A 21,935-nucleotide genomic window follows, 5' to 3' on the forward strand; every position below is an offset into this window, starting at 1 on the left:
CTATGCCATCAGGCGCTGTATGCATTTTCAGGAAAGACGGATTTGTGATATAGTGTGTCGTATGAAACTGAGGTGACTTCTTTGTTTAAAATGTTAATGCCCAAGCTGCGTGTAGACACGGTTTTTGACATTAATCTGGAAGAGCTGTACGCTCAAGGCTACCGTGGAATTATAACTGATCTGGATAACACACTCGTTGGAGCCAAAGCCCCTGACGCTACGCCCGAACTGATTGAATGGTTTGCACGTGTGAAAGAGGCAGGTTTCAAGCTAATGATTGTGTCCAATAACAATTTGAATCGTGTATCCCTGTTTGCGACCCCGCTGGATATCCAGTTTGTGCATAGTGCACGCAAACCATCGAATGTACCGTTTCGTAGAGCAATGAAAATGATGGAGTTATCTCCTGAAAAAACGATTGTAGTAGGTGATCAGATGCTTACGGACGTCTATGGAGGGAACCGAATGGGGTTATATACCGTTCTGGTACTGCCAATCTCCATTGGGGACGAAGGTTTTATGACCCGCTTCAATCGACGCGTGGAACGGATTGCTCTAACGAGTTTACGCAAGAAAGGCTTATGGCTTGAGGAGGAAAAGAAGAAATGACAGAACCGCATAACGGCAACCTTGCCGTAAGGTGCAGCGGATGCGGCGTGCATCTGCAAACAGAAAATTCGGAATTACCAGGGTTTATCCCCGAGAAGGCATTGGATCGTGAACCGGTTATATGCCAACGCTGTTTCCGTATCAAAAACTACAATGAGTCATCATCCGTTACGGTGGATCAGGACGAATTCCTGGCGCTGCTTAGCAAAATCGGGGATAAGGATGCACTTGTCATCCATATCGTTGATTTGTTTGACTTTGATGGCAGTATTATCTCTGGTCTGCAACGTTTTGTAGGCAACAATCCGGTATTGCTTGCTGTGAACAAAACGGACTTGCTTCCGAAAGTAACCAACTGGAACAAGATTCGCAACTGGGTACAAAAGCAAGCCAAAGAACAGGGTTTGCGTACCGTGGATGTAGTCTTGTGCAGTGCAAAGCAAAATCAGGGCTTCGACCGACTGCTTGAGCTTGTAGGAACGTATCGCGAAGATCGTGACGTGTACGTGGTAGGCGGTACCAATGTGGGTAAATCCACACTGATTAACCGTCTGATTCGTGATTACAGCGATCTGGAGCAGGAACTGACCACATCCCGTTATCCGGGAACAACGCTGGATATGGTGAACATTCCGCTGGATGATGGAAAATATATCATTGATACGCCTGGAATCGTGTATCCATGGCGTTTCAGTGAGATTGTTTCGCGTAAGGATCTGGCTGCCATCATGCCGGAAAAACCGCTTAAACCGGCTGTGTATCAGTTGAATTCCGGTCAGACGCTGTTCTTTGGCGGCATGGCTCGATTTGACTTTGTGGAAGGTGATCGCCAGTCGTTCACTTGTTTTATCAGCACTGCGCTTGATATTCACCGGACGAAGCTGGAGCGTGCAGATGATCTGTACCGCGACCATCTGGGAGAATTGTTGTCTCCGCCAACCCGTGAGGATGCAGCAGAGATGGCTGAATGGACCAGACATGAATTCCGCATCAAACGCGGCAGTCAATCGGATGTATTCATCTCGGGTCTGGGCTGGATTAAGGTTAATGGCGATATTGGAGCGCTTGTTGCTGTTCATGCTCCAAAAGGCATTCGTGTACAGATCCGCCCATCCTTGATCTAGTAATCTCAGAAGCTGTACATCAGATGGATCGGAGGCGGACCTATGTCTGAGCAGAACAAATTCAACTCTTCACTTCCCGTGTTGCTTGGTGTTATGGGTGATCCTATTGCTCACTCCAAGTCTCCGGCAATGCACAATGCGGCTCTGCAGGCTGCAGGAGTGAATGGAATGTATATGCCACTGCATGTTCATCCGGATCAACTGGAAGCGGCAGTTCGGGGAATTGTGGCACTGGGCTATCGTGGTGTCAATGTCACCATCCCGCACAAAGAGCAGGTGATGCAGTATCTGGATGTGATCGATGAAAGTGCTCGCCTGATTGGTGCGGTGAATACCATCGTTAATGAAGGTGGAACACTGACAGGGTACAATACGGATGGTATTGGTTATGTCCGATCGCTGAAGGAAGAGGCTGTGCCTGAGCTTGCGGGTAAACGTATTGCTGTACTAGGAGCAGGTGGAGCAGCGAGAGGTGTCATATATGCACTTGCACTGGAGAAGCCTGAGCAGATCCACATTCTGAACCGTACAGCGGACAGGGCTATTGCACTTGCTTCGGACTTGCGGGGCCATGGCTTGGGAGAAATCTCGGGCAGTGGCATGGAAGATGCTGCAACGGTACTGGCTACGGCTGATATCGTGATTAACACAACGGCTGCCGGAATGCATCCTCATGTGGATGACGTACCGGTTGATCCTGCACTGATCCTTGAAGGCGCAGCGGTGAGTGATCTGATCTACAATCCGCTGGAGACCCGTCTGCTTCGAGAGTCGCGGATGCGAGGATGCACGGTGCACGGTGGTTTGGGTATGTTTGTATATCAGGGCGCAGTGGCCTTTGAACATTGGCTCGGCATTCCCGCTCCTGTGGAAACGATGAGACGTGCTGTACTAAACAGTTTTAAAGTGTGAAAATGATATTAAGAGTACATGCAGACGACGAGTGCAGAACCAATCTGAAGAAACGAAGTGGTCGCATTTATCACCGAATTTTCCCTTTGTGAAAAGGGATCAGAAAAATCTGGGGATAACAGCGATCGGAAGATGGTACTGCAATCGGAGTCACCTTGTGTACTCAGTGATCATTTTTACCATTGAAAAATAATAATTGAATGGTCAGGTCCGGACAGTTTTTGCGCTGTCGATCAGGGCCTGCTCAACATAAGGAGTATGGAGTATTCATGTTAAACGGTAAACAAAAGCGCTTTTTGCGGTCACAGGCACATCACCTGACCCCTGTATTTCAGATTGGTAAAGGTGGAACCAACGAGCACCTGTTCCGTCACATCGAAGATGCGATTGAGAAGCGCGAATTGATGAAAGTGCAAGTGTTGAACAACAATGACGAGGACAGAAAAGAGATGGCAGAAGAAGTTGCCCGTGAAACGGGAAGTGAGCTTGTACAACTCATCGGTAACACAATCATCCTGTACAAAGAATCTCGCGATAACAAACAAATCGAACTACCTAGATAAGGGAGCGTGACGCAGGTGAAGATCGGCATCATGGGTGGTACGTTTGATCCGATCCACATGGGACACCTCCTGGCAGCTGAAGCGGCAAGGGATTCACATGCACTGGATGAGATCTGGTTCATGCCTTCCCATGTTCCACCTCACAAACGCGGAGCCGGAGCTTCGGGACAGCAACGTCTCGATATGACGGAAGCGGCTGTGAAGGGTGTGCAGCAATATGAGGTGCTGGGTATCGAGATGGAATTGGGTGGAGTGTCTTATACCATTGATACGATGAAGGAACTGTGGCGTCGCCATCCTGAACATGAATTTTATTTCATTATCGGGGCGGATATGGTGAACTATCTTCCCAAATGGGAGCAGATTGAAGAACTTGCCGAACGCTTAACCTTTATCGGAGTTGGTCGGCCGGGCTTCCAGTTACATCTGGATGATTTACCAGACGAGTTACAGGATCGGGTCTTGCTGGCCGAGATGCCCTTGGTCGATATTTCATCGACAGCCGTGCGCAGACGTCTGGCCAAAGGACATTCGGTACGCTTCATGATTCCTGATGAGGTGCACCAATACATTGTAAGGAGCGGTTTATATGGCACTAAGCCGTGAGGAACTGATTCAAGCCGTATCCGGACAAATGCCGGAAAAACGCTGGAAGCATACACTGGGTGTAATGGAATCGGCAGTAATGTTGGCTGAAAAATACGGGGCTGATCCTGTAAAAGCGGATCTGGCAGCGATATTGCATGATGTGGCGAAGTACTGGCCCGTAGCGGAGATGGAAGCGGTCATCCGTGATAACGGATTAAACCAGGAACTTCTGCAACATGACAAGCAGCTCTGGCATTCCGAAGTCGGTGCTTTTGTAGCCAAGCGTGATTACGGTGTGGAAGATTCCGAAGTTATTAATGCCATCCGGTGGCATACCTCGGGTCGGGTAGGCATGAGCTTGCTGGACAAAGTGGTATGTCTTGCCGATTACATTGAACCGGGACGGGATTTCCCGGGAGTGGATCACATTCGCGAACAGGCTGAACGTAGTCTGGAGGAAGGTTTAATTGCCGGATTCGATTCGACGATCAGCTTGCTGATCTCGCAACGACGTGTCATCTATCCTTTGACCATGCTTTCGCGGAATGACTTAATTGCACAATTATAGATTATGGAGGTTGGTTCATGACAGTATCATCGAAAGAACTTATGAATATGGCGGTTGCTGCCGCTGACGACAAAAAGGCATCCAACATTGTAGCGTTGGATCTGATTAATGTTTCCCTGGTGGCAGATTATTTTGTTATTTGTCACGGGAATTCCGATACACAGGTACAAGCCATTGCCACTGAAATTCGCAAACAGGCTCATGCAGCCGGAGCGACGATCAAAGGTATCGAAGGTATGGATTCCGCACGTTGGGTATTGATGGACATGGGCGATGTTGTTGTTCATATCTTCCACCGTGACGAGCGTGAATACTACAACATTGAACGACTATGGTCTGATGCCAAAGTGGTGGAAACTGTATGAGTTTGATTGCTGGAACAGTCGTCTCTTTGCCGGTTTCACGTGAAGTGTCTCCGTTTGGCTTCTTTTTGACGACAGGATCGGAAGATGTACTGCTTCACTACACCGAGTTAACACGGGATATTAAAATTGGTGAGACGCTTGAGGTATTTGTATTCTTTGATACAGAAGATCGTCTGGCCGTAACGATGAAAAAGCCTTATCTCATGCTGGGCGAAATGGCACGACTGGTTGTGGCTGATGTTCACCCACGACTGGGCTGTTTCCTGGAAATGGGCCTTGGACGGCAATTGCTGCTTCCTATTCGTGAATTGCCTGAATTGGAAGAACTGCGTCCTCAAGTGGGGGATGAAGTCTTTGTAATCATGGAACATGACAAGCAGGGACGTCTGCGTGCCAAATTGGCCGGGGAACGTGAGCTTTCACCATTGTCTTTCCATGCGCCAACTTCATGGTTAAACGAGTGGGTTGAAGCGACGGTATACAAGCCACTGCAGATGGGTACTTTTGTACTTGTAGAGGGCGGTGTACTGGGCTTTGGCGCGATTGGTATGATTCATTCATCCGAACGTAGTCATATGCTGCGTCTTGGTGAGAAAGTGAAATGTCGGGTGACACTGGTACGTGAAGACGGACGTGTGAATCTGGCCATGACTCAACTCAAACAAGTTGGACGTAACGAAGATGCAGACAAGCTGCTCGCTTTCATGAAAGAACGTCCTATGGGCGGCATGCCTTACTCGGATGCAACTCCGCCGGATATCATCAAGCAGCGCTTTGGCATCAGTAAGTCTGCTTTCAAGCGTGCCTTGGGCAAATTGATGAAAGACGGATTGGTGGTCCAAAAGGAAAGCTGGACGTATCTGTCCGAATCTGCTCCTGCGGATCAAAGTGAAAATAAGTAATCTTCCTGATTAAATAGTTGTAATATGGAACTCGGATAAGGCAGGGATAGGCTGGGTAAACACCGGATGCCCCTGCTTTTTCTTTTGTTATATAAATTGAACTAAACATTTACACGAAACGGAGAGGACAGAAAGAACCTGAAGAAGCGGAGCGTTCGCCTTTATCCCCGGATTTAAACCTTTATAAAAGGAATAAAAAAAATCTGGGGATAACAGCGATCGGAAGGTTGTTCTGTCATTGGAGTGTCCAGTGTAAATATTCTTTGGTTCAACTTATATAGATCAATTCGAAAATGAAATTGAAAGTGCGGTGCCTGACATGTCTTACCGGAAATTTGCCTATGTGTATGATGAATTAATGGAAGATATGCCTTATCCGGACTGGATAAGGTTTGCAAGAACAGCATGGGAAAAGCATGGAATGCCCAAAAGTGTCGCTGAACTTGGCTGTGGAACGGGCTCCATTACGATCCCGCTCGTGAACTCCGGTTTCGAAGTTACAGGCATTGACCTCTCATCAGATATGCTGTCGGTTGCGCGCAGCAAGATGGAGGCTACGCCTCAGGGTCATCGCTTGTATCGCGAGGGCAGTGTCCGTTGGGTGCAGCAGGATATGCGGGAATGGCGAGTTCCGGAACCAGTGGATTCGGTGATATCTTTCTGTGATTGTGTTAATTATTTGCTTGAACAAGAAGATGTCGTTCGAACATTCCAGCGGACATACGAGATGCTGAAGCCTGATGGAACGTTCCTGTTTGATGTGCATCATCCCAATACCCTTATTCGTTATGATGAAGAGCAGCCTTTTGTACTGGATGAGCGCTCCGTGTCGTATATTTGGACATGTGATCTGGATCAGGATCGCTGTGAGATCGAACATCATCTCAGTATTTTTTCGCGTGTGGATGATGGTAGCAAGGATATGTATCAGCGGTTTGAAGAAGTTCATGTCCAGCGTGCATATAACCCGGACTGGATGAAGCTTGAGTTGTCCAAGGCAGGTTTTAGAGACGTGAAGGTATATGCGGATTTTGAATGGAAAGAAGCTGGAGACAGCGCACAGCGCTTGTTCTACGTGGCTGTGAAGTAAGAGCGAATAATGAGAACTGTCCTTATGGTGCATAAGGGCAGTTTTTTGTTTGATTTTTTATGGAGAATGAATAGCAATAGTCTTAAATAGGGTAGAGGAATGCAAGAAAAGACATAACGACGTGACAAAAAGTATTGCCAGTTAAAGTAAAGGAGGCGATAATAGTCGGATAGAAAGCGTTTTCTGAGAAAATAAATCAATTGTCAATGTGAGGTGTAGAAATGGAAAGTACATATAAAACAAGACTTACGTCAGAACAGTTGAATGCCATAATAGAGCAGCATTTCTCTGCAAGTATACAGGACTACAAGGAAATGGTGGATGGCTGGGCCAATCATGCATATCTCATTACACTGAGTGACGCACAGCGAGTGGTACTCAAAATTGCACCGTCAGCTTCGACAAATCTGATGCGCTGTGAACAGGATCTCATGATTGCCGAAGTTGAGGTACTACGCCTCATCACGGAGATACAGGATGTTCCCGTACCCCAAGTGCTGGCTTATGATGATTCGTTAACTATGGCTTCAGCGCGTTATTTTATCATGGAGTACATGTCTGGAACACCCTATAATCAGGTCAAGGATCAATATTCTGCGGAAGAGCAGGAGGCCATTGAACACCAGCTCGGTCGGTACAATCGTCGAATTAATGAAATCAAAGGCGAGAAGTTTGGATATTTCTCGGAGCAAAAACAGCGATATTCCACATGGAAAGAGGCATTTATGAATCTGATGGATGACATTCTTACCGACGGTGAAGAAGCGGGGATTACAATTTCGATCGATTACCCTGAATTGAGACGCCTGATTGAAGAAAAATCAAATGCACTGGACGATGTCAAAGAACCTGTGCTTGTGAGTTGGGATCTGTGGGATGGCAATGTACTAGTGGACGCGGGTCGCATCACAGCGATTATTGATTTTGAACGTTCACTGTGGGCAGACCCTCTGATGGAGCATTATTTCAGCCATTTTAACTATACACCCGGTTTTGTGAAAGGGTATGGGCATGCGATTACGACTGAAAGTGAGCTGAAAAGAAGAAGTCTCTATGACTTGTACTTTGATCTGGTGCTGCGCATTGAGTGCGCTTATCGTCAATATGATAATCAGGAACATGTGAATTGGACCATTCATAATCTGGAGGAAGGCATTGAGCGTTTTCGGTTATCCTGAACAGCAACCAGCGTTATGAACGGTACGTACCGTGGACTTCAAGATGGCGATTATAACGTGTAATATTGACTTTGAGCGTACTTTTTTATATAATGGTCCCGATATTGTATACATATTTCGATGATAAGGATCAGTAGTAATTCCTGTACATAACAGAGAGCCGGCGGTTGGTGCAAGCCGGTTGACAGTGATTTGCGAACTCGCCTTGGAGAAATGCGGTGATTACACCATTCTGTTTAACCTGCTTGTATAAAGCTTGGGTTCAGGAATGGAAATCCGCATCGGTTAACCGCCGTTACAGGTCCAAAGGGAGTGGATGACGAAGCACGTTCGTCCGCTAACTAGGGTGGTACCACGGGAATTCAACCTCTCGTCCCTAGCGCTGCAAACGCTACGGGATGCTGAGGTTTTTTTGTTGCAATTAAAGCTAAAGCGAATAACCTGAAGGAGGAACAATAGATGAGTGAGAATAACCAGCCGAAACACGGCTATCAGCCACAAGTCATGGAAAAAAGTTGGCAGCAATACTGGGATGCAAATAAAACGTTTAAAACGGGTGAGGACCCTGCTAAACCGAAATTTTATGCACTGGATATGTTCCCCTATCCATCCGGTTCGGGTCTGCACGTAGGTCACCCGGAAGGATATACGGCAACGGATATCGTTTCCCGTTACAAACGTATGCGCGGTTACAATGTATTGCACCCAATGGGTTGGGACGCTTTCGGTCTGCCTGCTGAGCAGCATGCACTGGATACAGGTGAACATCCACGAGATATTACATTCCGTAATATTGACAATTTCCGTCGCCAGATCAAATCGCTTGGTTTCTCCTATGACTGGGATCGTGAGATCAGCACAACGGACCCTGAATATTATAAATGGACACAATGGATCTTTATTCAGCTGTACAACAAAGGTCTGGCTTATGTGGATGAAGTTGCAGTTAACTGGTGTGAAGCCCTTGGAACGGTACTTGCTAATGAAGAGGTTATTGATGGCAAGAGTGAACGTGGTGGACATCCGGTTGTACGCAAACCGATGCGTCAATGGGTTCTGAGAATTACCGAGTATGCAGAGCGACTGTTGGAAGACCTGGAAGAGCTGGATTGGTCTGAAAGCATCAAGGATATGCAGCGCAACTGGATCGGTAAATCGACAGGTGCGGAAGTTGTATTTGCCATTGAGGATCGCGAGGAAGTCATCAAGGTGTTCACTACCCGTGCGGACACATTGTTCGGTGCGAGCTTTGCAGTACTTGCTCCGGAACATGAATTGGTAGAAGCAATTACAACCGATGACCAACGTGAAGCGATTCAGGCTTATCAGGAGCAGGCTTCTCGTAAAAGTGATCTGGAACGTACAGATTTGGCTAAAGACAAAACAGGTGTATTCACTGGAGCTTATGCAATCAATCCCGTTAATGGTGCAAAACTGCCGATCTGGATTGCTGATTACGTTCTTGCAGGTTACGGTACAGGTGCGGTTATGGCTGTTCCGGGTCATGATGCACGTGACTGGGAATTTGCGAAGCAGTTCGGTCTGGATATCATCGAGGTTATTCAAGGTGGAGACGTTACACAAGAGGCGTATTCCGGTGATGGCGCGCATGTGAATTCCGATTTCTTGAACGGACTGAATAATGAAGAAGCGGTTTCCAAAATGATTGCTTGGTTGGAAGAGAACGGTAAAGGACAAGGGAAAGTAACTTATCGTCTGCGCGATTGGCTGTTCAGCCGTCAGCGTTACTGGGGTGAGCCAATCCCGATTCTGCATCTGGAAGACGGAACGATGAAGACCGTACCGGAGGATCAACTTCCACTGCTGCTGCCTGATATCGACCAGATCAAACCTTCGGGTACAGGAGAATCACCACTGGCGAATGTTACGGAGTGGGTGAATACGGTAGATCCGGAAACGGGAATGAAGGCACGTCGTGAGACCAACACCATGCCACAATGGGCGGGTAGCTGCTGGTATTACCTGCGCTTTATCGATCCGCGCAATGACAAGGAACTGATCTCCAAGGAGAAACAGCAGCAGTGGCTGCCAGTTGATCTGTACATTGGCGGAGCAGAGCACGCCGTACTTCACTTGCTGTACGCTCGTTTCTGGCACAAAGTGCTGTATGATCTGGGTGTTGTTGAGACTAAAGAGCCTTTCCACAAACTGGTGAACCAAGGTATGATCCTGGGTACCAATAATGAGAAAATGAGTAAATCACGTGGTAATGTCATTAACCCGGATGAAATCGTCAATGAATTCGGCGCAGATACATTGCGTCTGTACGAGATGTTCATGGGACCATTGGAAGCGACAAAACCGTGGAATGCAAACGGGGTTGAAGGCATGCACCGCTTCCTGTCACGTGTATGGCGTCTCTTCATTAACGAAGACACAGGAGCCATCAATGACAAGATTACGGTGGACGGTGGAACGGATGAGTTCAAACGGACTGCTCACAAAACGATCAAAAAGGTTACGGATGATCTGGAACATCTGCGCTTCAACACATCCATCAGCCAGCTGATGATTTTCATCAACGATGCATACAAAGCGGACACACTGCCTCGTGAAGCGATGGAGAAATTTGTGCAGCTGTTGTCACCACTGGCACCGCATATGGCAGAGGAACTGTGGAGCCGTTTGGGTCACGAAGGTGGGATCTCTTACGTGGCTTGGCCTGAATATGATGAGTCCATGACAGTGGATGCGGAAGTAGAAATCGTTGTTCAGGTAAATGGTAAAATTGTAACTCGTGCTACAATCGCGAAGGATCTGGATGCACAGGGTATGCAGGACTTTACGATGGAGCTGGCACCTGTTAAGCAGGCGCTGGAAGGCAAGACCATTCGTAAGGTCATTGCCGTTCCAGGCAAACTCGTTAATATTGTTGCCGGTTAATCTCACCGGCTCGGAATAGTTCATCCAGCTTTAACAAATCTTCATCATATTTGTCATGTGTCGTGTGGATCAGGTTGTCGAAAACGCCGTCAAGACTAACCTTCAGCAGTGCGAGTGCCTGAGCGGTAATACCGCCAGGTACAGCGACACGAGCCTGAAGCTCTTGCGGGGTGTATCCTCCTTCGGTGAGCAGCTTGCCTGTTCCCAGGAGCATTTCGCCAGCCAGAGCGCAGGCATCTGCCCTTTTGATGCCTGTCAGCTTCACTGCACTTTCGATCCACTGTTCCAAAAAGAACGATATGAATGCAGGTCCGCAGCTGGAGAAGTCGGATGTGATGCGTGTACAGGCTTCATCCACTTGGTACGGCCTGCCTATATGACTGAGCAGACTTTCCAACACAGCGCGGTCTTCACTAGTCATTCGTTCGCCATGTATGCAGAGGGATGCTCCACTCCCAACTTGGTGTGTGACACTGGGAATTACCTTGGAGACTTTGCAAGGAAGTGAAGATTCCAGATGTCGCAGCTGCACGGGACTGGTGATCGAGACAATTATATGATTGGGATTCACGACAGGCAGGATGTCGTCAATGACATGTTTGAATTCAAGCGGCTTCACGCATAGGAAGATGATGTTGCTTCGGATCACCGTTTCCCGATTGCTCTGGGATTCATGCAGACCGGGGTAACGGAGGGATAACTGACGTACTTTGGACGGGGTTCGATTGCTGGCCGCGATCTGCCGGGGCTCAAGTGCACCCGATTGGATCAGGGCATAGATTAGCAGGCTGCCCATGCTGCCAGTTCCGATAAATCCAACCTTCATTGTTTCAGGCCTCCTTTCATGCTTTACGGTACTGGCGCAGTTCATTCCCTCTATTCTATGCGTGAGGACCTGTTTCACATGACATGAAAAATGCACAACTTGTTTCATCAGGAAAGTTCAACGGTTCGGAAGCACCGCCCGTGTTCGAAATGAATGATTTTGAATTCAGGGAGAGGTGTGGAAGAATGAGATGGAACAAAGGGATGACCATTGCTACTGCGGTGGTTGGAAGTATACTTATATTATGGTCGGGCAAAAGTGAACAACCACCTAGTGGCTGGGAACCCTTGCAGCTCGGCACCGAGAAGCCGACGATAGAGCAGGAACTCCCTGCTGTACAGTCGGCTAATTCGGTTCAGGGCAATACAGGAGCATCTTCTTCGGGAACCGAGGCAAGTGGGCTGCAGACTGGAAATGATGTAAAGGCAGATGAGTCTAAAGAGCTTGCGAGCGTTGGGGTTGAAGGTGATTCGGTTGTTCAAACTACAAGTCAGACGAATAATAATCCACCGGACACCTCAAATTCGATTGAACCAGTTACACAGGGGACGAATTCTGATCCTTCGGTTACCTCCGAGACGGCATCAAGCAATAATCCACCTGTAGTTCGTGAGGAATCTGGCGACAATGGCAAGATTGATGTGAATACCGCTCCTGTCTCCAAGCTTATCGAGCTTCCCGGAATTGGGGAGAAGAAAGCTCAAGCTATTGTGGACTATCGGAATGCACATGGTCCTTTTGCAAAAGTCAGTGATCTGACAAAGGTCAAAGGAATCGGGATGAAGATGATGGAGAAGATGGCGCCGTATGTGCAGATCCGGTAAAATTAAAATATAAATTGTATTAAGCGGGAGGAAAGCAGCATGAGTACAGAGGTACGCAAGGACTGGGATACGTATTTTATGGACATCGCGTATATGGTTTCCACCCGTTCCCGCTGTTCGCGTCGTCATGTGGGTGCCGTTCTTGTTCAGGGAAAGAAACTGCTGGGAACAGCCTATAATGGTGCACCCACCGGCGTCCCGGATTGTTCTGAAGCAGGTTGCATGATATCGGAAGAGTATGAGTTGGTCGTGACCGATGGGCAAGAAGAAATGGTGAAAAAGCAACGATGCATTCGCACAATTCATGCGGAGCAAAATTTACTTTTATTCACAGATCGAATCGACCGCGAAGGCTCGTCCGTGTATGTGACCGACGAACCGTGCTGGACATGTGCCAATATGCTGGCGAATAGCGGGATTACAGAAATCGTGTTTCATCGTTCTTATCCTAAAGATACCGGCAAGGTTACCAATATGATGGAACAGAAGGGCATAACGTTCCGCAGGCTGGAGAATTACCAGCCCCCGCGGGAAACGATGATGACTGTGAGCAATTAATGTAAATATGGTCGAATATGTGAGGGAGAACCTCCGGAAAGCCTGAATTGGCTTTCCGGGGGTTTTTCTGCGTTCAACGGGTGAAATGAAGGAGGGGGAGAAATGAAAGGCAGACCGTTGTTAAGTTTTACGATTTGTTGGTTGTGCGGGAGCGGGATAGCATGTGCGTTAACAGGCTGGGCGTTAATCTGGGGGTTAATTGGAGCTCTGGCATGTTTGCCACTTTTACTTCGTTTTATGGATGTGCGTGGATGGTCTGTTTTATTTTTACTCGCTGCCTTTATTGGAGGCGCTACACATTGGGAGTGGAATGACGCACGCAATTATAGTAGTCTGCCGGAGATCATGCATATCGCTGCTCATGAGTTGGACGGATGGTCAGCTGAAATTCAGGGTGAGCTTGTGTCAGATGTACGTATTGATGGAGATCGGGCTGACTTTAAGATTCAGATGTCTTCAATATTGGCAACATCGGATTCGTCAGCAGATGCAGATCTGACAGCATCATCTGCATTCAAAATAGATGAACAATTGATGGTACAAGTCAGACTGTTGGAGGAAGAAGAACAACAGGTAGCAGCGGGCTGGAAGAGGGGCGATTTGATTACGCTTAATGGTTCTTTTGTCCTTCCTGGTGAAGCTAGGAACTTTGGCGGATTTGATTATCGCAGTTACTTGCGTACCCTGCATATCCACTGGTTGTTCAAAGTGAAAGGAGCCAGTTCGGTAACAGCAGTTGCTCCTGAGGGACTTGGACAATATAACATACTAAGGTGGACGGATTGGACTAGGCATAAGTTGGGCTCGGCGGTTGAGCAGTTATTTCCAGAGCCTCATGCTGGATATATGAAGGGTCTTATTATCGGGATGGCTACTGATATCGATCCAGGTACCTATGGTCAGTTTTCACAACTCGGTCTAACGCATATCCTGGCAATCTCCGGAACCCATGTCGCTGTATATGTTGCTTCGTTGCTTCTCATTCTATCTTGGCTAAGGCTTACCAGAGAGACGGCACTCACGATTGTTCTAATCCTGGTGCCAGCTTATGTACTGTTATCCGGAGGTTCACCTTCAGTGATTCGGGCAGGAATGATGTCCATGATTGGTTTGTACATGGCACGCCGTGGCCTCGCCAGAGATGGTCTTCAGATGATCAGTGCAGCAGCGTTGCTGATGATGTGGTGGGACCCGTACTTTTTGCTAAGCGTCAGCTTTCAGTTATCCTTTCTCGTGACCGCAGGTTTGATGATCTATATGCCATTGATTAACCGGCTGTTCAGCGGCTGGCCGAAATCTCTGGCTGCAACGGCATCCGTTACAGTGACCGCTCAGTTGATTTCGTTCCCAGTAACCATTCTGTATTTCAATCAGTTCTCATTACTCTCATTTGTGGCCAACTTTCTGCTGGTTTCTTTGATTAGTGCCATTGTATTACCTCTGGGGACGGTCGCCATGTTATTGTCATTCATATGGGTTCCCTTGGCGAAACCCCTCGCATGGATAGCGATGCAACTGAATCAACTGACTTTTGTAAGCGTGGAGTGGATGAACAGCCTGCCAGGTTTTGTATTGATCTGGGCAACACCGCCCTTGTTATGGATTGCCGCCTATTATGCTGTGTTGTATGCCTTGCTCTACCTGTTGCATCGTGGCAATGGTGAGCAGCAAGAAACAGCGTTTGTTGAGGAAGAGACGGCTCCTCTTGTGAGGCGGCAACCTTCAGTTTCAATGGCGAATATGGGCATTCGCTCTTCGATGTCTACCGTGTTACAGGATCAAGGTAAGAACCGTGTAGATGGAAAAGAAACTTCATTAACGACATTAGGAGCCAGTATTGCCTGGCCGGAATATACAAGTGCATTTACTACACGAGGCGCAGGTTATTATTCAAATGAACGAATGAGTAAAGCTCAGCAATGGTTGAGCGGGTTGCTCGCTATCAGCTTTATTGCTGGATTGTGGTGGGCATATCAGACTCCCAAGCCTGCTGGAACCGGCATCGTGCAGTTTTTGGATATTGGTCAGGGAGACAGCACATTGATTACAACCCCGGAAGGCAAACACATCCTGGTGGATGGCGGGGGAACGGTTAGTTTTGGGAACACCGAACAATCGTGGAAAACAAGACGTGATCCGTATGAGGTAGGTGCCAAGGTGGTTGTTCCTTTATTGAAAAAAAGAGGTATCCATCAACTGGACGCTGTAATTGTAACGCATGCCGATCAGGATCATGCCGGAGGACTACAGGCTGTACTGGAACAGATTCCGGTTAAACGTTTCATATTTAATGGCACAACCAGTGGTAAAGAAAACTTTGATAAATTACTGGACACAGCCATGGAACGTAAAATTCCTCTGTACGCCATTCAGCAGGGCATGTCCTATAAGGCTGATAAAGAGACAAGTTTACATTTTATAGCTCCGGATCTGGCACATATGGATGTAAATGAATCAGGCAATTTGCCTGTATCTGAACACCAGAATCACGATTCCGTTGTCTTTTTGCTGGAAATGGCCGGGGCTTCCATGTTGTTCACCGGAGATATGGATGCAGCAGCCGAGCAGGACCTGCTCTATATGATTCAGGATGGCTCGTTGGCTGCCCAGTTTGAACAGAAAGGTGCAGATATTGGAGTTACAGAGGGAGTTGTACAAAGGATACTTACACGCCTGTTTCAGGACAATTCAAATAATGCTCCACCAGCATCTGTCTCCATTGACGTGTTAAAGGTCGCTCATCATGGTAGTAAAACGTCGTCCACCGAAGCCTGGCTCCAATACTGGAGCGCCAAAACCGCTGTGATATCTGCAGGAGTTAACAATACATATGGGCATCCCAATCCGGGAGTGATGGAACGTCTGGAGGCTACCGGGTCGGATATTTATCGGACAGATCAGATGGGTGAGGTCCAGATGAGGGTCAAAGATGGGGAGATTGATGTTCGGTACAAGTTGGTCGGGGTTGAGTGACGGCACGCAATCTATTTATCGGTGTGAAGATGAGTGAAGAAAACTCCGATTTAATACCAACTGAAAGGTTAAAAAGACAAGAGAACATACAACAATGTGGATAGTTTGAGCAGAAAAAGTATTGAAGTTACGTGTAAATATCGAGTAGATGATCCCACCTAGGCAGCCTAATAGAGCATATGCGGCAATAGCAACGAGCAATCTCATATACGTATTATCTTTTTTTCTGTATAAAAGTAATCCATCTACCAATATAGAAAGTGGCGTAAGTAAGAAAAGTAAAATAGCGAGGTTAATCAATAATCCAACCGCAAATTTATACCCGAATGAATAATAGTAAGTATTCTCTAATCTTTCATCTATAGGGACATAGTGATATATCCCCATTGCAAGTGAAATGAGAACTGCAGTTAATACAGCTGCAAGTATTTTTCCGCGTGGCCTATTGATTCTATAGGTTTTTGTCATTCGAAAATTGACCTCCATCTTGAATAACTATATTCAACAACTGATAGACTTAGGGAGTTATTATATTTTAGCATACACAGGCTGAGAAAGAATGAGTGAGGGACATAGAGAAAGTAGTATTTGGTTAACCAATAACAGAAAAAAGTCGTTCCGCTGCGAACGACTTCTTTTTGAATTTCATGATAATAACACATTTCAATCGTTATGCGTTATGAGGATAGTTTGGTTGTCAGTTAGTATAGTTGACTAGGGAGGAACGACTCTCACTCTCTTGCTTTTGAGATACTAATCGGCAAGCTAATTATAGTTGCGCTGAATAAGTTGAGTATGTGATCAATTTGATCCCAACTTTTATGCCCTATTATCATATTAAATGCAATGAATAAAGCACTACTGAGAAGAAAGAATCCCATGAAGTATTTGAAAAAGATTTTTAGATTCATTTAATCACCCTATATTCAATTGAAATTTTGTTGCGGTTGTACGTTTATATGCCATTTTAGATTATTGAATAGAAGTATTTGTATGTTATTCGTTAATTTCGTGTAAAAATATGGTTGTAGTTGCGGTTTTTATTAGTGTTAAGTAATTTTATTGCAGGATTATGGTTATTTTTACCGAATATTAGTTAGGCCCGCCTTGAAGAAGGGCTAGAGATACCAAAGTGACCATATCAGATATCAAAATTGAAAAGATTAAATACGGTGATCGGAGTTACTCTATTATCTTCCGTAATGCAAAAGGAAAAACCGTTTCTGCCTACGCAGGAGGTGCACCTTCCAGTGTGACGGAGATGCTTGCCGATTCCAACCAATTCTTCTCTTCTGATCCGTATAAGAAATACAATTGGTCCAAGTCCACTTGGAATAAAATCATTGCTGGAGAAGTAGCTTTAGGAATGAACATAACTCAGGTGCGCCTTGCATGGGGAGATCCATCGAGCATTACGTATGAAACGAGTTCAAAAGGCAAAATCGAGGTTTGGGTGTATGCCAGCTCCGCAGGCATAAGAGCTTTAGGGTTTCTCAATGGCAAACTGATGGCGATTTACTGATGAATATACCAATTAATCACTTCTTTTGATTGCAAGTCACAGTACAAAAAAAGCCCGCTTTCCGTTACACCCCAGGAGGGAGAATATCGGAAAACGGGCCATTTTTTCAAAATGTAGAAGAAATATAAGAACTACTCTACGCCATCCTTAAAGTGTTTGCTCCAGTGTTTGTCGCCCTTGTGCAACAGATCTTCTACCGTTTTCTCAAGAGTCATCAATAGCTGTGCTCTGACATCCAGTACGGTTTCTCTGTACAAGCGTTCTTCCGATCCAACGATTTTATCGCCGTATAATGCCTGTGCAGCTACGTACTTCCGATGTTCCTCGACCAGAGTATCAATGGACTCCAATGCATGTTCAACAAAGTGGGAAATACTTTGGTATTCTTTGGGCATTTGTTCTTTTAAAGCTTGAATTTTCGCAAGAGCTGGCATGCTCATCACCTCGTGTTTATGAATGTAAATTTACAATACACTATTTTCATGAAAATTGCATTAAAATCAGCTTAAATTTGGACAAATTTCGACTTTTTTTATTTTAGGAACCAAAAAAGTGCTTATCTATAATGTATGCCATTGCATTTGAATTGAGTCGTGTAAGTAATGGAATCGCTTTTGGATACGTTTGGTGACTCGTTATGCAATTTCTGTTATTCTAAGAGAAGATTTCAGCGGCCCTAATACATACGCCGTTATTTTGTTATGGCAAATTAAAAAAATACTTAACTTTGCAACAATTTTATTGATGATCACGTCTGTAAGGTTGCAGGGAGAGGGGGATCCTTTGTGGTAGAGCCGGAACTCATCAGAGCCGCTCAATCGGGCGATCGCGACGCTCTAATTACCCTATTGCGGGAGATTGAACAACATGTCTATCGGACCGCATATTACATTCTAAATAATGAACAGGACGCTTTAGATGCTGCGCAGGAAGCGTTGATCCGAATTTACACCAAAATCAACTCATACGAAGAAAAGGCCCAATTCAAAACATGGGTACAACGCATCGTTACAAACATCTGTATTGATAAATTCAGAAGAACCAAGCCGTCCGTCTCCATTGACGAACATGACATGGTTTTTCAGGATAATCAGGATGTGGAGTACGAGGTCATGTCTACATATGTGGCCCAAGACATTCAGGATGCGATCAACAAGCTTCCCGAGCATCATCGTACCGTTATTGTTCTAAGATATTTGCAGGACTTATCCTACAATGAAATTGCGGATTGTCTCGATCTTCCGTTGAATACGGTGAAATCTTATTTATTTAGAGCCAGGCAGCAATTACAGAATCTACTACAGGAATATCAGAAAGGTGGTGTGACAGGATGAAATGCGAAGAGGTGGTGGAATGGATGCACCGCTATCTGGATCATGATCTGGGCGAGGCGGAAACCGCGCAGATGCTACAGCATGTGGCAAAGTGTCCGGAGTGCGCCGAGAATTTTAGTTTACTCAGAGCTCTTTCCAGAGAACTGGAAGAATTGCCGCAAGTAAGCCCGAAATTTAGTCTGGTTGATGCGATTATGCCACAGCTTGATGCCATTGACGAAGCGCGGAAGGAACAAAGTAGCACCATACAGGAAATGAATCCTGTCCCCGCTACATTTGAGAATTTACAACGTTCAAGTGAGCGGAAAACGAAGCAAAAATGGCTTAACTCGATGGCAGGACGTATGTCCATGGGTGCAGCGGCTGCGGCAGTTATATTGGGATTTGCCATCTGGGGAAATCCGCCTGAACAGATTGAGAATGCCGATTCCATGCTGATGAGCTCTGGAGCTTCTCAAGAGAGCGGCAATGTGGACGAGAATCCATTAAGCAAGAATATTGAAAATTATGATCCTGCCACTTCGTCCCAACCAAGCAGCAACGATGTGTTTGTGGGTCAATCGAATGATTCACCAACTAAACCAGATAACCAAGACGTAGAAACAATGCCTGAAGAGAACGGTGGAGATGAGGTACAGGAGCCTGAAGTTCAGTCAGATCCGACACCTAAACAACCGGCTACTGAATCAACGCCTGCTCCGAATAAAGGACCGCAGGATAATTCGTCCAGAACTCCTTCGACCGATAATCAGAAGAATCCGGCTCAGAACCAAGATTCTGAGCAGAGAATTCAGGGATCAGGAGATTCTCCTAAATCTTCTGCAGATGGGGAAGAGAATGGAGTAACAGAAACAGAAAATGGAGATGCCCAATCCTTCACTTCTCAGGATACAACACCTAATATGACTGAAGATGCTCCGGTTGAAGGTAACACTGTACCTGATTCCAGTGCAGGTGCAGACGCTTCTGGAGGAAACAAAGGATTCGCAGCAGGATCGGATCAGGGAATGGCTACAACAGCAGCGCCAAAAGAATGGAAATCACCTGACGGCTCTTATGTAGTTATGCTTATTGGTGATCAAATCAGCATATACTCCAAACCTGTGAGCGAACCGGATGTTCTAAATTTGGTTGAACAACGCAGTATAGAGGGGACACTGAAGTCAGCGAGTTGGTCAAAGGATGGTACCCTTTTTAATTACGAAACGGACAAGGACGGAACAACGGCGAAGAACTCGTTTAATGTACCTGCTGTTTCAGGTGGAGCTCCTGCGAAATAATTAAAAATGGGGAGTGCGCTCCTCTAAAACGAAAGAACATTTTCAGTATGACAAGCATATAGTGGAAGTAACAAAACGTCCTATCTCAGTTCAAACAACTGACGTCGTATGACCGCGCACCGGCTTTTTCTAGAACTGCTGGTGTCTGCGTTTATATAGATGTAGGACAGGGGACCTTCATCCATAACTGGATGTAAGGTCCCTTTGTTGTCTTGCGTTTTTTCTGGTAGGATAAGAGGGATAAGGAGGCGCCGTGAATGGATGTAAAAAGTGCAACAAAGGCAATACGTAATGGAGAAACGGCACCGATCTATGTGCTGTACGGAACGGAGAAGTACCAGATACAGCAATTTACGGATATGTTAAAAGAACAGGTTATTGAAGAAGAACATCGTGATTTTGCGATTATTCCATATGATTTGTCTGAAACGGCTGTGGAGGTCGTTATTGAAGAAGCAGAGACCGTACCTTTTCTGGTTCCACGCAAATTAATTATTGTAAGGGATGCGAGCCTGTTCACCGCAGGTAAAGAATCCAAGATTGAACATCAGGTTGATCGTCTGCTTACATATATGGAAAATCCGGCAGATTACAGTACGATTGTTTTCCTGGCCCAAGGGGATAAGCTGGATGAGCGTAAGAAACTGGTGAAAGCTGTCAAGAAACAGGCAGTAGTTCTTGCTTTTGCTCCACTCAGTGGAGAAGAGTTATTGAATTGGATAGTGAAACTTGCGAAGCAGCGGGATGTTTCCTTGGAGACGGGAGCGGCGGAAACGTTGATCAGCTATGCAGGAACAGGTCTTCAGACCCTGTCTGCTGAAGTAGATAAGTTATGTTTATTTGCGGGTAATGGGGGGACAATCAAACGTGCTGATATCGAGTCACTGGTTGCCCGTAGTACAGAGCAGAATGTATTCTCGCTGGTGGAAGAACTCGCTAATTTGCGACTGGAGAAAGCATTGGCTCTTTTCTATGAGTTGCTGAAGCAGCGGGAAGAACCGATTAAAATTGCGGCTTTAATCGCACGCCAGTTTCGGATCATGATCCAGGTGAAAGAGTTGGGGCAACAAAGTTACTCCCAGCAGCAGATTGCCAGTCAGCTTGGTTTGCATCCGTATGCTGTTAAGATTGCGGGTGAACAAGCTCGGAAATTTCAGCCGGAACGTCTGAGAATGATTTTGAGTCACCTCAGCGAACTGGATTACCAGATGAAAACAGGAGCGGTGGATAAAGTACTTGGTCTGGAGCTGTTCTTATTGAGACTTGGTGCATAATGGACAATTAAACGTAATAGATTACAAGTGTGAATAACAAACAAAGCGACCTTTGCTCCATGATAGTTAAATCATCGGAATAAAGGTCGCTTTATGTTTGTCTTATACTTATCGAATCAGATACTAAAAAATCCTGAAAGCCTATGCTGTTCAGGATTTTTCCATTGGATCGTATAAGTAACGCTTCTTACGCTTGTGCGGAAAGAGCGTTCAGTTTTTTCGCCAAGCGAGACTTTTTGCGTGCTGCAGCATTTTTATGAACCAGACCTTTAGTTACAGCCTTGTCCAGCTTTTTGGAAGCAGCTTGAATCGCAGCTTTTGCAGTATCAACTTCGTTACTTACCAGAGCAGCATCAGCAGCTTTAACAGCTGTACGGAGTGCAGACTTCTGGGAAGCGTTGAGTGCGCGGCGCTTGTCGCTCGTTTTTACGCGTTTAACAGCGGATTTGATGTTTGGCATTACATTCACCTCCTGTAAGGCATTTGCATGAATACAAACGTTTCACAACTTAAAATATTCTATCACGCTAGCATGTAAAAT

22 protein-coding genes and 1 other annotated feature are annotated in these 21,935 nt (G+C 46.1%); of the genes, 18 read left to right on the plus strand and 4 right to left on the minus strand.

Annotation, left to right across the window (positions count from 1 at the left end; all coding sequences use genetic code 11):
* Positions 1–81 precede the first annotated feature (81 nt).
* From MHB71_RS02805 to leuS, 11 genes are all read left to right on the plus strand, one after another.
* The gene (locus MHB71_RS02805) at positions 82–609 is read left to right on the plus strand and encodes a YqeG family HAD IIIA-type phosphatase (protein ID WP_036668542.1); all 528 of its coding nucleotides are present in this window, start codon (positions 82–84) and stop codon (positions 607–609) included.
* Positions 606–1,733, plus strand: a complete 1,128-nt coding sequence (gene yqeH, locus MHB71_RS02810; protein ID WP_036615146.1) for a ribosome biogenesis GTPase YqeH — start codon at positions 606–608, stop codon at positions 1,731–1,733. The genes MHB71_RS02805 and yqeH overlap by 4 nt, the downstream gene beginning before the upstream one ends.
* Before the next feature lie 42 nt (positions 1,734–1,775).
* The gene (gene aroE / locus MHB71_RS02815) at positions 1,776–2,645 is read left to right on the plus strand and encodes a shikimate dehydrogenase (protein ID WP_340028812.1); all 870 of its coding nucleotides are present in this window, start codon (positions 1,776–1,778) and stop codon (positions 2,643–2,645) included.
* A 269-nt stretch (positions 2,646–2,914) separates the two neighbouring features.
* A complete protein-coding gene (yhbY, locus tag MHB71_RS02820; RefSeq protein WP_017687186.1) occupies positions 2,915–3,208 on the plus strand; it encodes a ribosome assembly RNA-binding protein YhbY in 294 nt (97 codons plus the stop codon).
* A gap of 15 nt (positions 3,209–3,223) precedes the next feature.
* Complete coding sequence (locus MHB71_RS02825; RefSeq protein WP_074095918.1) at positions 3,224–3,814, plus strand: nicotinate-nucleotide adenylyltransferase; 591 nt, start codon at positions 3,224–3,226, stop codon at positions 3,812–3,814.
* Entirely contained in the window at positions 3,798–4,364 is a 567-nt protein-coding gene (yqeK, locus tag MHB71_RS02830) for a bis(5'-nucleosyl)-tetraphosphatase (symmetrical) YqeK (protein ID WP_076318845.1), read from the plus strand. The genes MHB71_RS02825 and yqeK overlap by 17 nt, the downstream gene beginning before the upstream one ends.
* A gap of 17 nt (positions 4,365–4,381) precedes the next feature.
* On the plus strand, positions 4,382–4,729 hold the full coding sequence (gene rsfS, locus MHB71_RS02835) for a ribosome silencing factor (RefSeq protein WP_036615136.1): 348 nt from the start codon (positions 4,382–4,384) through the stop codon (positions 4,727–4,729).
* Positions 4,726–5,631 (plus strand): S1-like domain-containing RNA-binding protein, encoded by a 906-nt coding sequence (locus tag MHB71_RS02840; protein ID WP_036668546.1) that lies wholly within the window; start codon positions 4,726–4,728, stop codon positions 5,629–5,631. The genes rsfS and MHB71_RS02840 overlap by 4 nt, the downstream gene beginning before the upstream one ends.
* Before the next feature lie 319 nt (positions 5,632–5,950).
* A complete protein-coding gene (locus MHB71_RS02845) occupies positions 5,951–6,721 on the plus strand; it encodes a class I SAM-dependent methyltransferase (RefSeq protein ID WP_076254435.1) in 771 nt (256 codons plus the stop codon).
* 221 nt (positions 6,722–6,942) lie between these two features.
* Positions 6,943–7,899: an aminoglycoside phosphotransferase family protein gene (locus MHB71_RS02850; RefSeq protein WP_340028813.1), complete on the plus strand. Its 957-nt coding sequence runs from the start codon at positions 6,943–6,945 to the stop codon at positions 7,897–7,899.
* Positions 7,900–8,010: 111 nt separating this feature from the next.
* Positions 8,011–8,280: a binding site (T-box leader), on the plus strand.
* A gap of 78 nt (positions 8,281–8,358) precedes the next feature.
* Positions 8,359–10,803: a leucine--tRNA ligase gene (gene leuS, locus MHB71_RS02855; RefSeq protein WP_340028814.1), complete on the plus strand. Its 2,445-nt coding sequence runs from the start codon at positions 8,359–8,361 to the stop codon at positions 10,801–10,803.
* Here the strand turns inward: leuS and comER are convergent.
* On the minus strand, positions 10,784–11,629 hold the full coding sequence (gene comER, locus MHB71_RS02860; protein ID WP_036668550.1) for a late competence protein ComER: 846 nt from the start codon (positions 11,627–11,629) through the stop codon (positions 10,784–10,786). The genes leuS and comER overlap by 20 nt on opposite strands.
* Before the next feature lie 185 nt (positions 11,630–11,814).
* Between comER and MHB71_RS02865 the strand changes: the two genes are divergently transcribed.
* The 3 genes from MHB71_RS02865 (at position 11,815) to MHB71_RS02875 (ending at position 15,984) form a co-directional block, all read left to right on the plus strand.
* Positions 11,815–12,453: a helix-hairpin-helix domain-containing protein gene (locus tag MHB71_RS02865; RefSeq protein ID WP_340028815.1), complete on the plus strand. Its 639-nt coding sequence runs from the start codon at positions 11,815–11,817 to the stop codon at positions 12,451–12,453.
* A 39-nt stretch (positions 12,454–12,492) separates the two neighbouring features.
* Positions 12,493–13,011: a cytidine/deoxycytidylate deaminase family protein gene (locus tag MHB71_RS02870; protein WP_017687196.1), complete on the plus strand. Its 519-nt coding sequence runs from the start codon at positions 12,493–12,495 to the stop codon at positions 13,009–13,011.
* A 102-nt stretch (positions 13,012–13,113) separates the two neighbouring features.
* Positions 13,114–15,984 carry a ComEC/Rec2 family competence protein gene (locus MHB71_RS02875; protein WP_340028816.1) on the plus strand — a complete coding sequence of 957 codons (2,871 nt, stop codon included), beginning with the start codon at positions 13,114–13,116 and terminating at the stop codon, positions 15,982–15,984.
* Positions 15,985–15,999: 15 nt separating this feature from the next.
* Here MHB71_RS02875 and MHB71_RS02880 read toward each other — a convergent pair whose 3' ends face one another.
* Positions 16,000–16,452 carry a hypothetical protein gene (locus MHB71_RS02880; protein ID WP_340028817.1) on the minus strand — a complete coding sequence of 151 codons (453 nt, stop codon included), beginning with the start codon at positions 16,450–16,452 and terminating at the stop codon, positions 16,000–16,002.
* Between the two features lie 664 nt (positions 16,453–17,116).
* On the opposite strand from MHB71_RS02880, the gene MHB71_RS02885 reads away from it, so the two are divergent.
* Positions 17,117–17,506 (plus strand): hypothetical protein, encoded by a 390-nt coding sequence (locus MHB71_RS02885; RefSeq protein WP_339178092.1) that lies wholly within the window; start codon positions 17,117–17,119, stop codon positions 17,504–17,506.
* 131 nt (positions 17,507–17,637) lie between these two features.
* Here MHB71_RS02885 and MHB71_RS02890 read toward each other — a convergent pair whose 3' ends face one another.
* On the minus strand, positions 17,638–17,940 hold the full coding sequence (locus tag MHB71_RS02890) for a hypothetical protein (RefSeq protein ID WP_017687204.1): 303 nt from the start codon (positions 17,938–17,940) through the stop codon (positions 17,638–17,640).
* A gap of 351 nt (positions 17,941–18,291) precedes the next feature.
* Here MHB71_RS02890 and MHB71_RS02895 point away from each other — a divergent pair, with 351 nt between their 5' ends.
* The 3 genes from MHB71_RS02895 (at position 18,292) to holA (ending at position 21,394) form a co-directional block, all read left to right on the plus strand.
* Positions 18,292–18,840, plus strand: coding sequence for a sigma-70 family RNA polymerase sigma factor (locus MHB71_RS02895; RefSeq protein WP_017687205.1), 549 nt, complete (start codon positions 18,292–18,294; stop codon positions 18,838–18,840).
* The gene (locus MHB71_RS02900) at positions 18,837–20,120 is read left to right on the plus strand and encodes a zf-HC2 domain-containing protein (RefSeq protein ID WP_340028818.1); all 1,284 of its coding nucleotides are present in this window, start codon (positions 18,837–18,839) and stop codon (positions 20,118–20,120) included. The genes MHB71_RS02895 and MHB71_RS02900 overlap by 4 nt, the downstream gene beginning before the upstream one ends.
* Positions 20,121–20,377: 257 nt before the next feature.
* Positions 20,378–21,394, plus strand: coding sequence for a DNA polymerase III subunit delta (holA, locus tag MHB71_RS02905; protein WP_036668560.1), 1,017 nt, complete (start codon positions 20,378–20,380; stop codon positions 21,392–21,394).
* Between the two features lie 187 nt (positions 21,395–21,581).
* Here holA and rpsT read toward each other — a convergent pair whose 3' ends face one another.
* Positions 21,582–21,854, minus strand: a complete 273-nt coding sequence (gene rpsT / locus MHB71_RS02910; RefSeq protein ID WP_024628504.1) for a 30S ribosomal protein S20 — start codon at positions 21,852–21,854, stop codon at positions 21,582–21,584.
* Positions 21,855–21,935 lie beyond the last annotated feature (81 nt).

This window comes from Paenibacillus sp. FSL H7-0940, from assembly GCF_037979415.1.
GTDB classification, from domain to species: Bacteria; Bacillota; Bacilli; order Paenibacillales; family Paenibacillaceae; genus Paenibacillus; species Paenibacillus amylolyticus.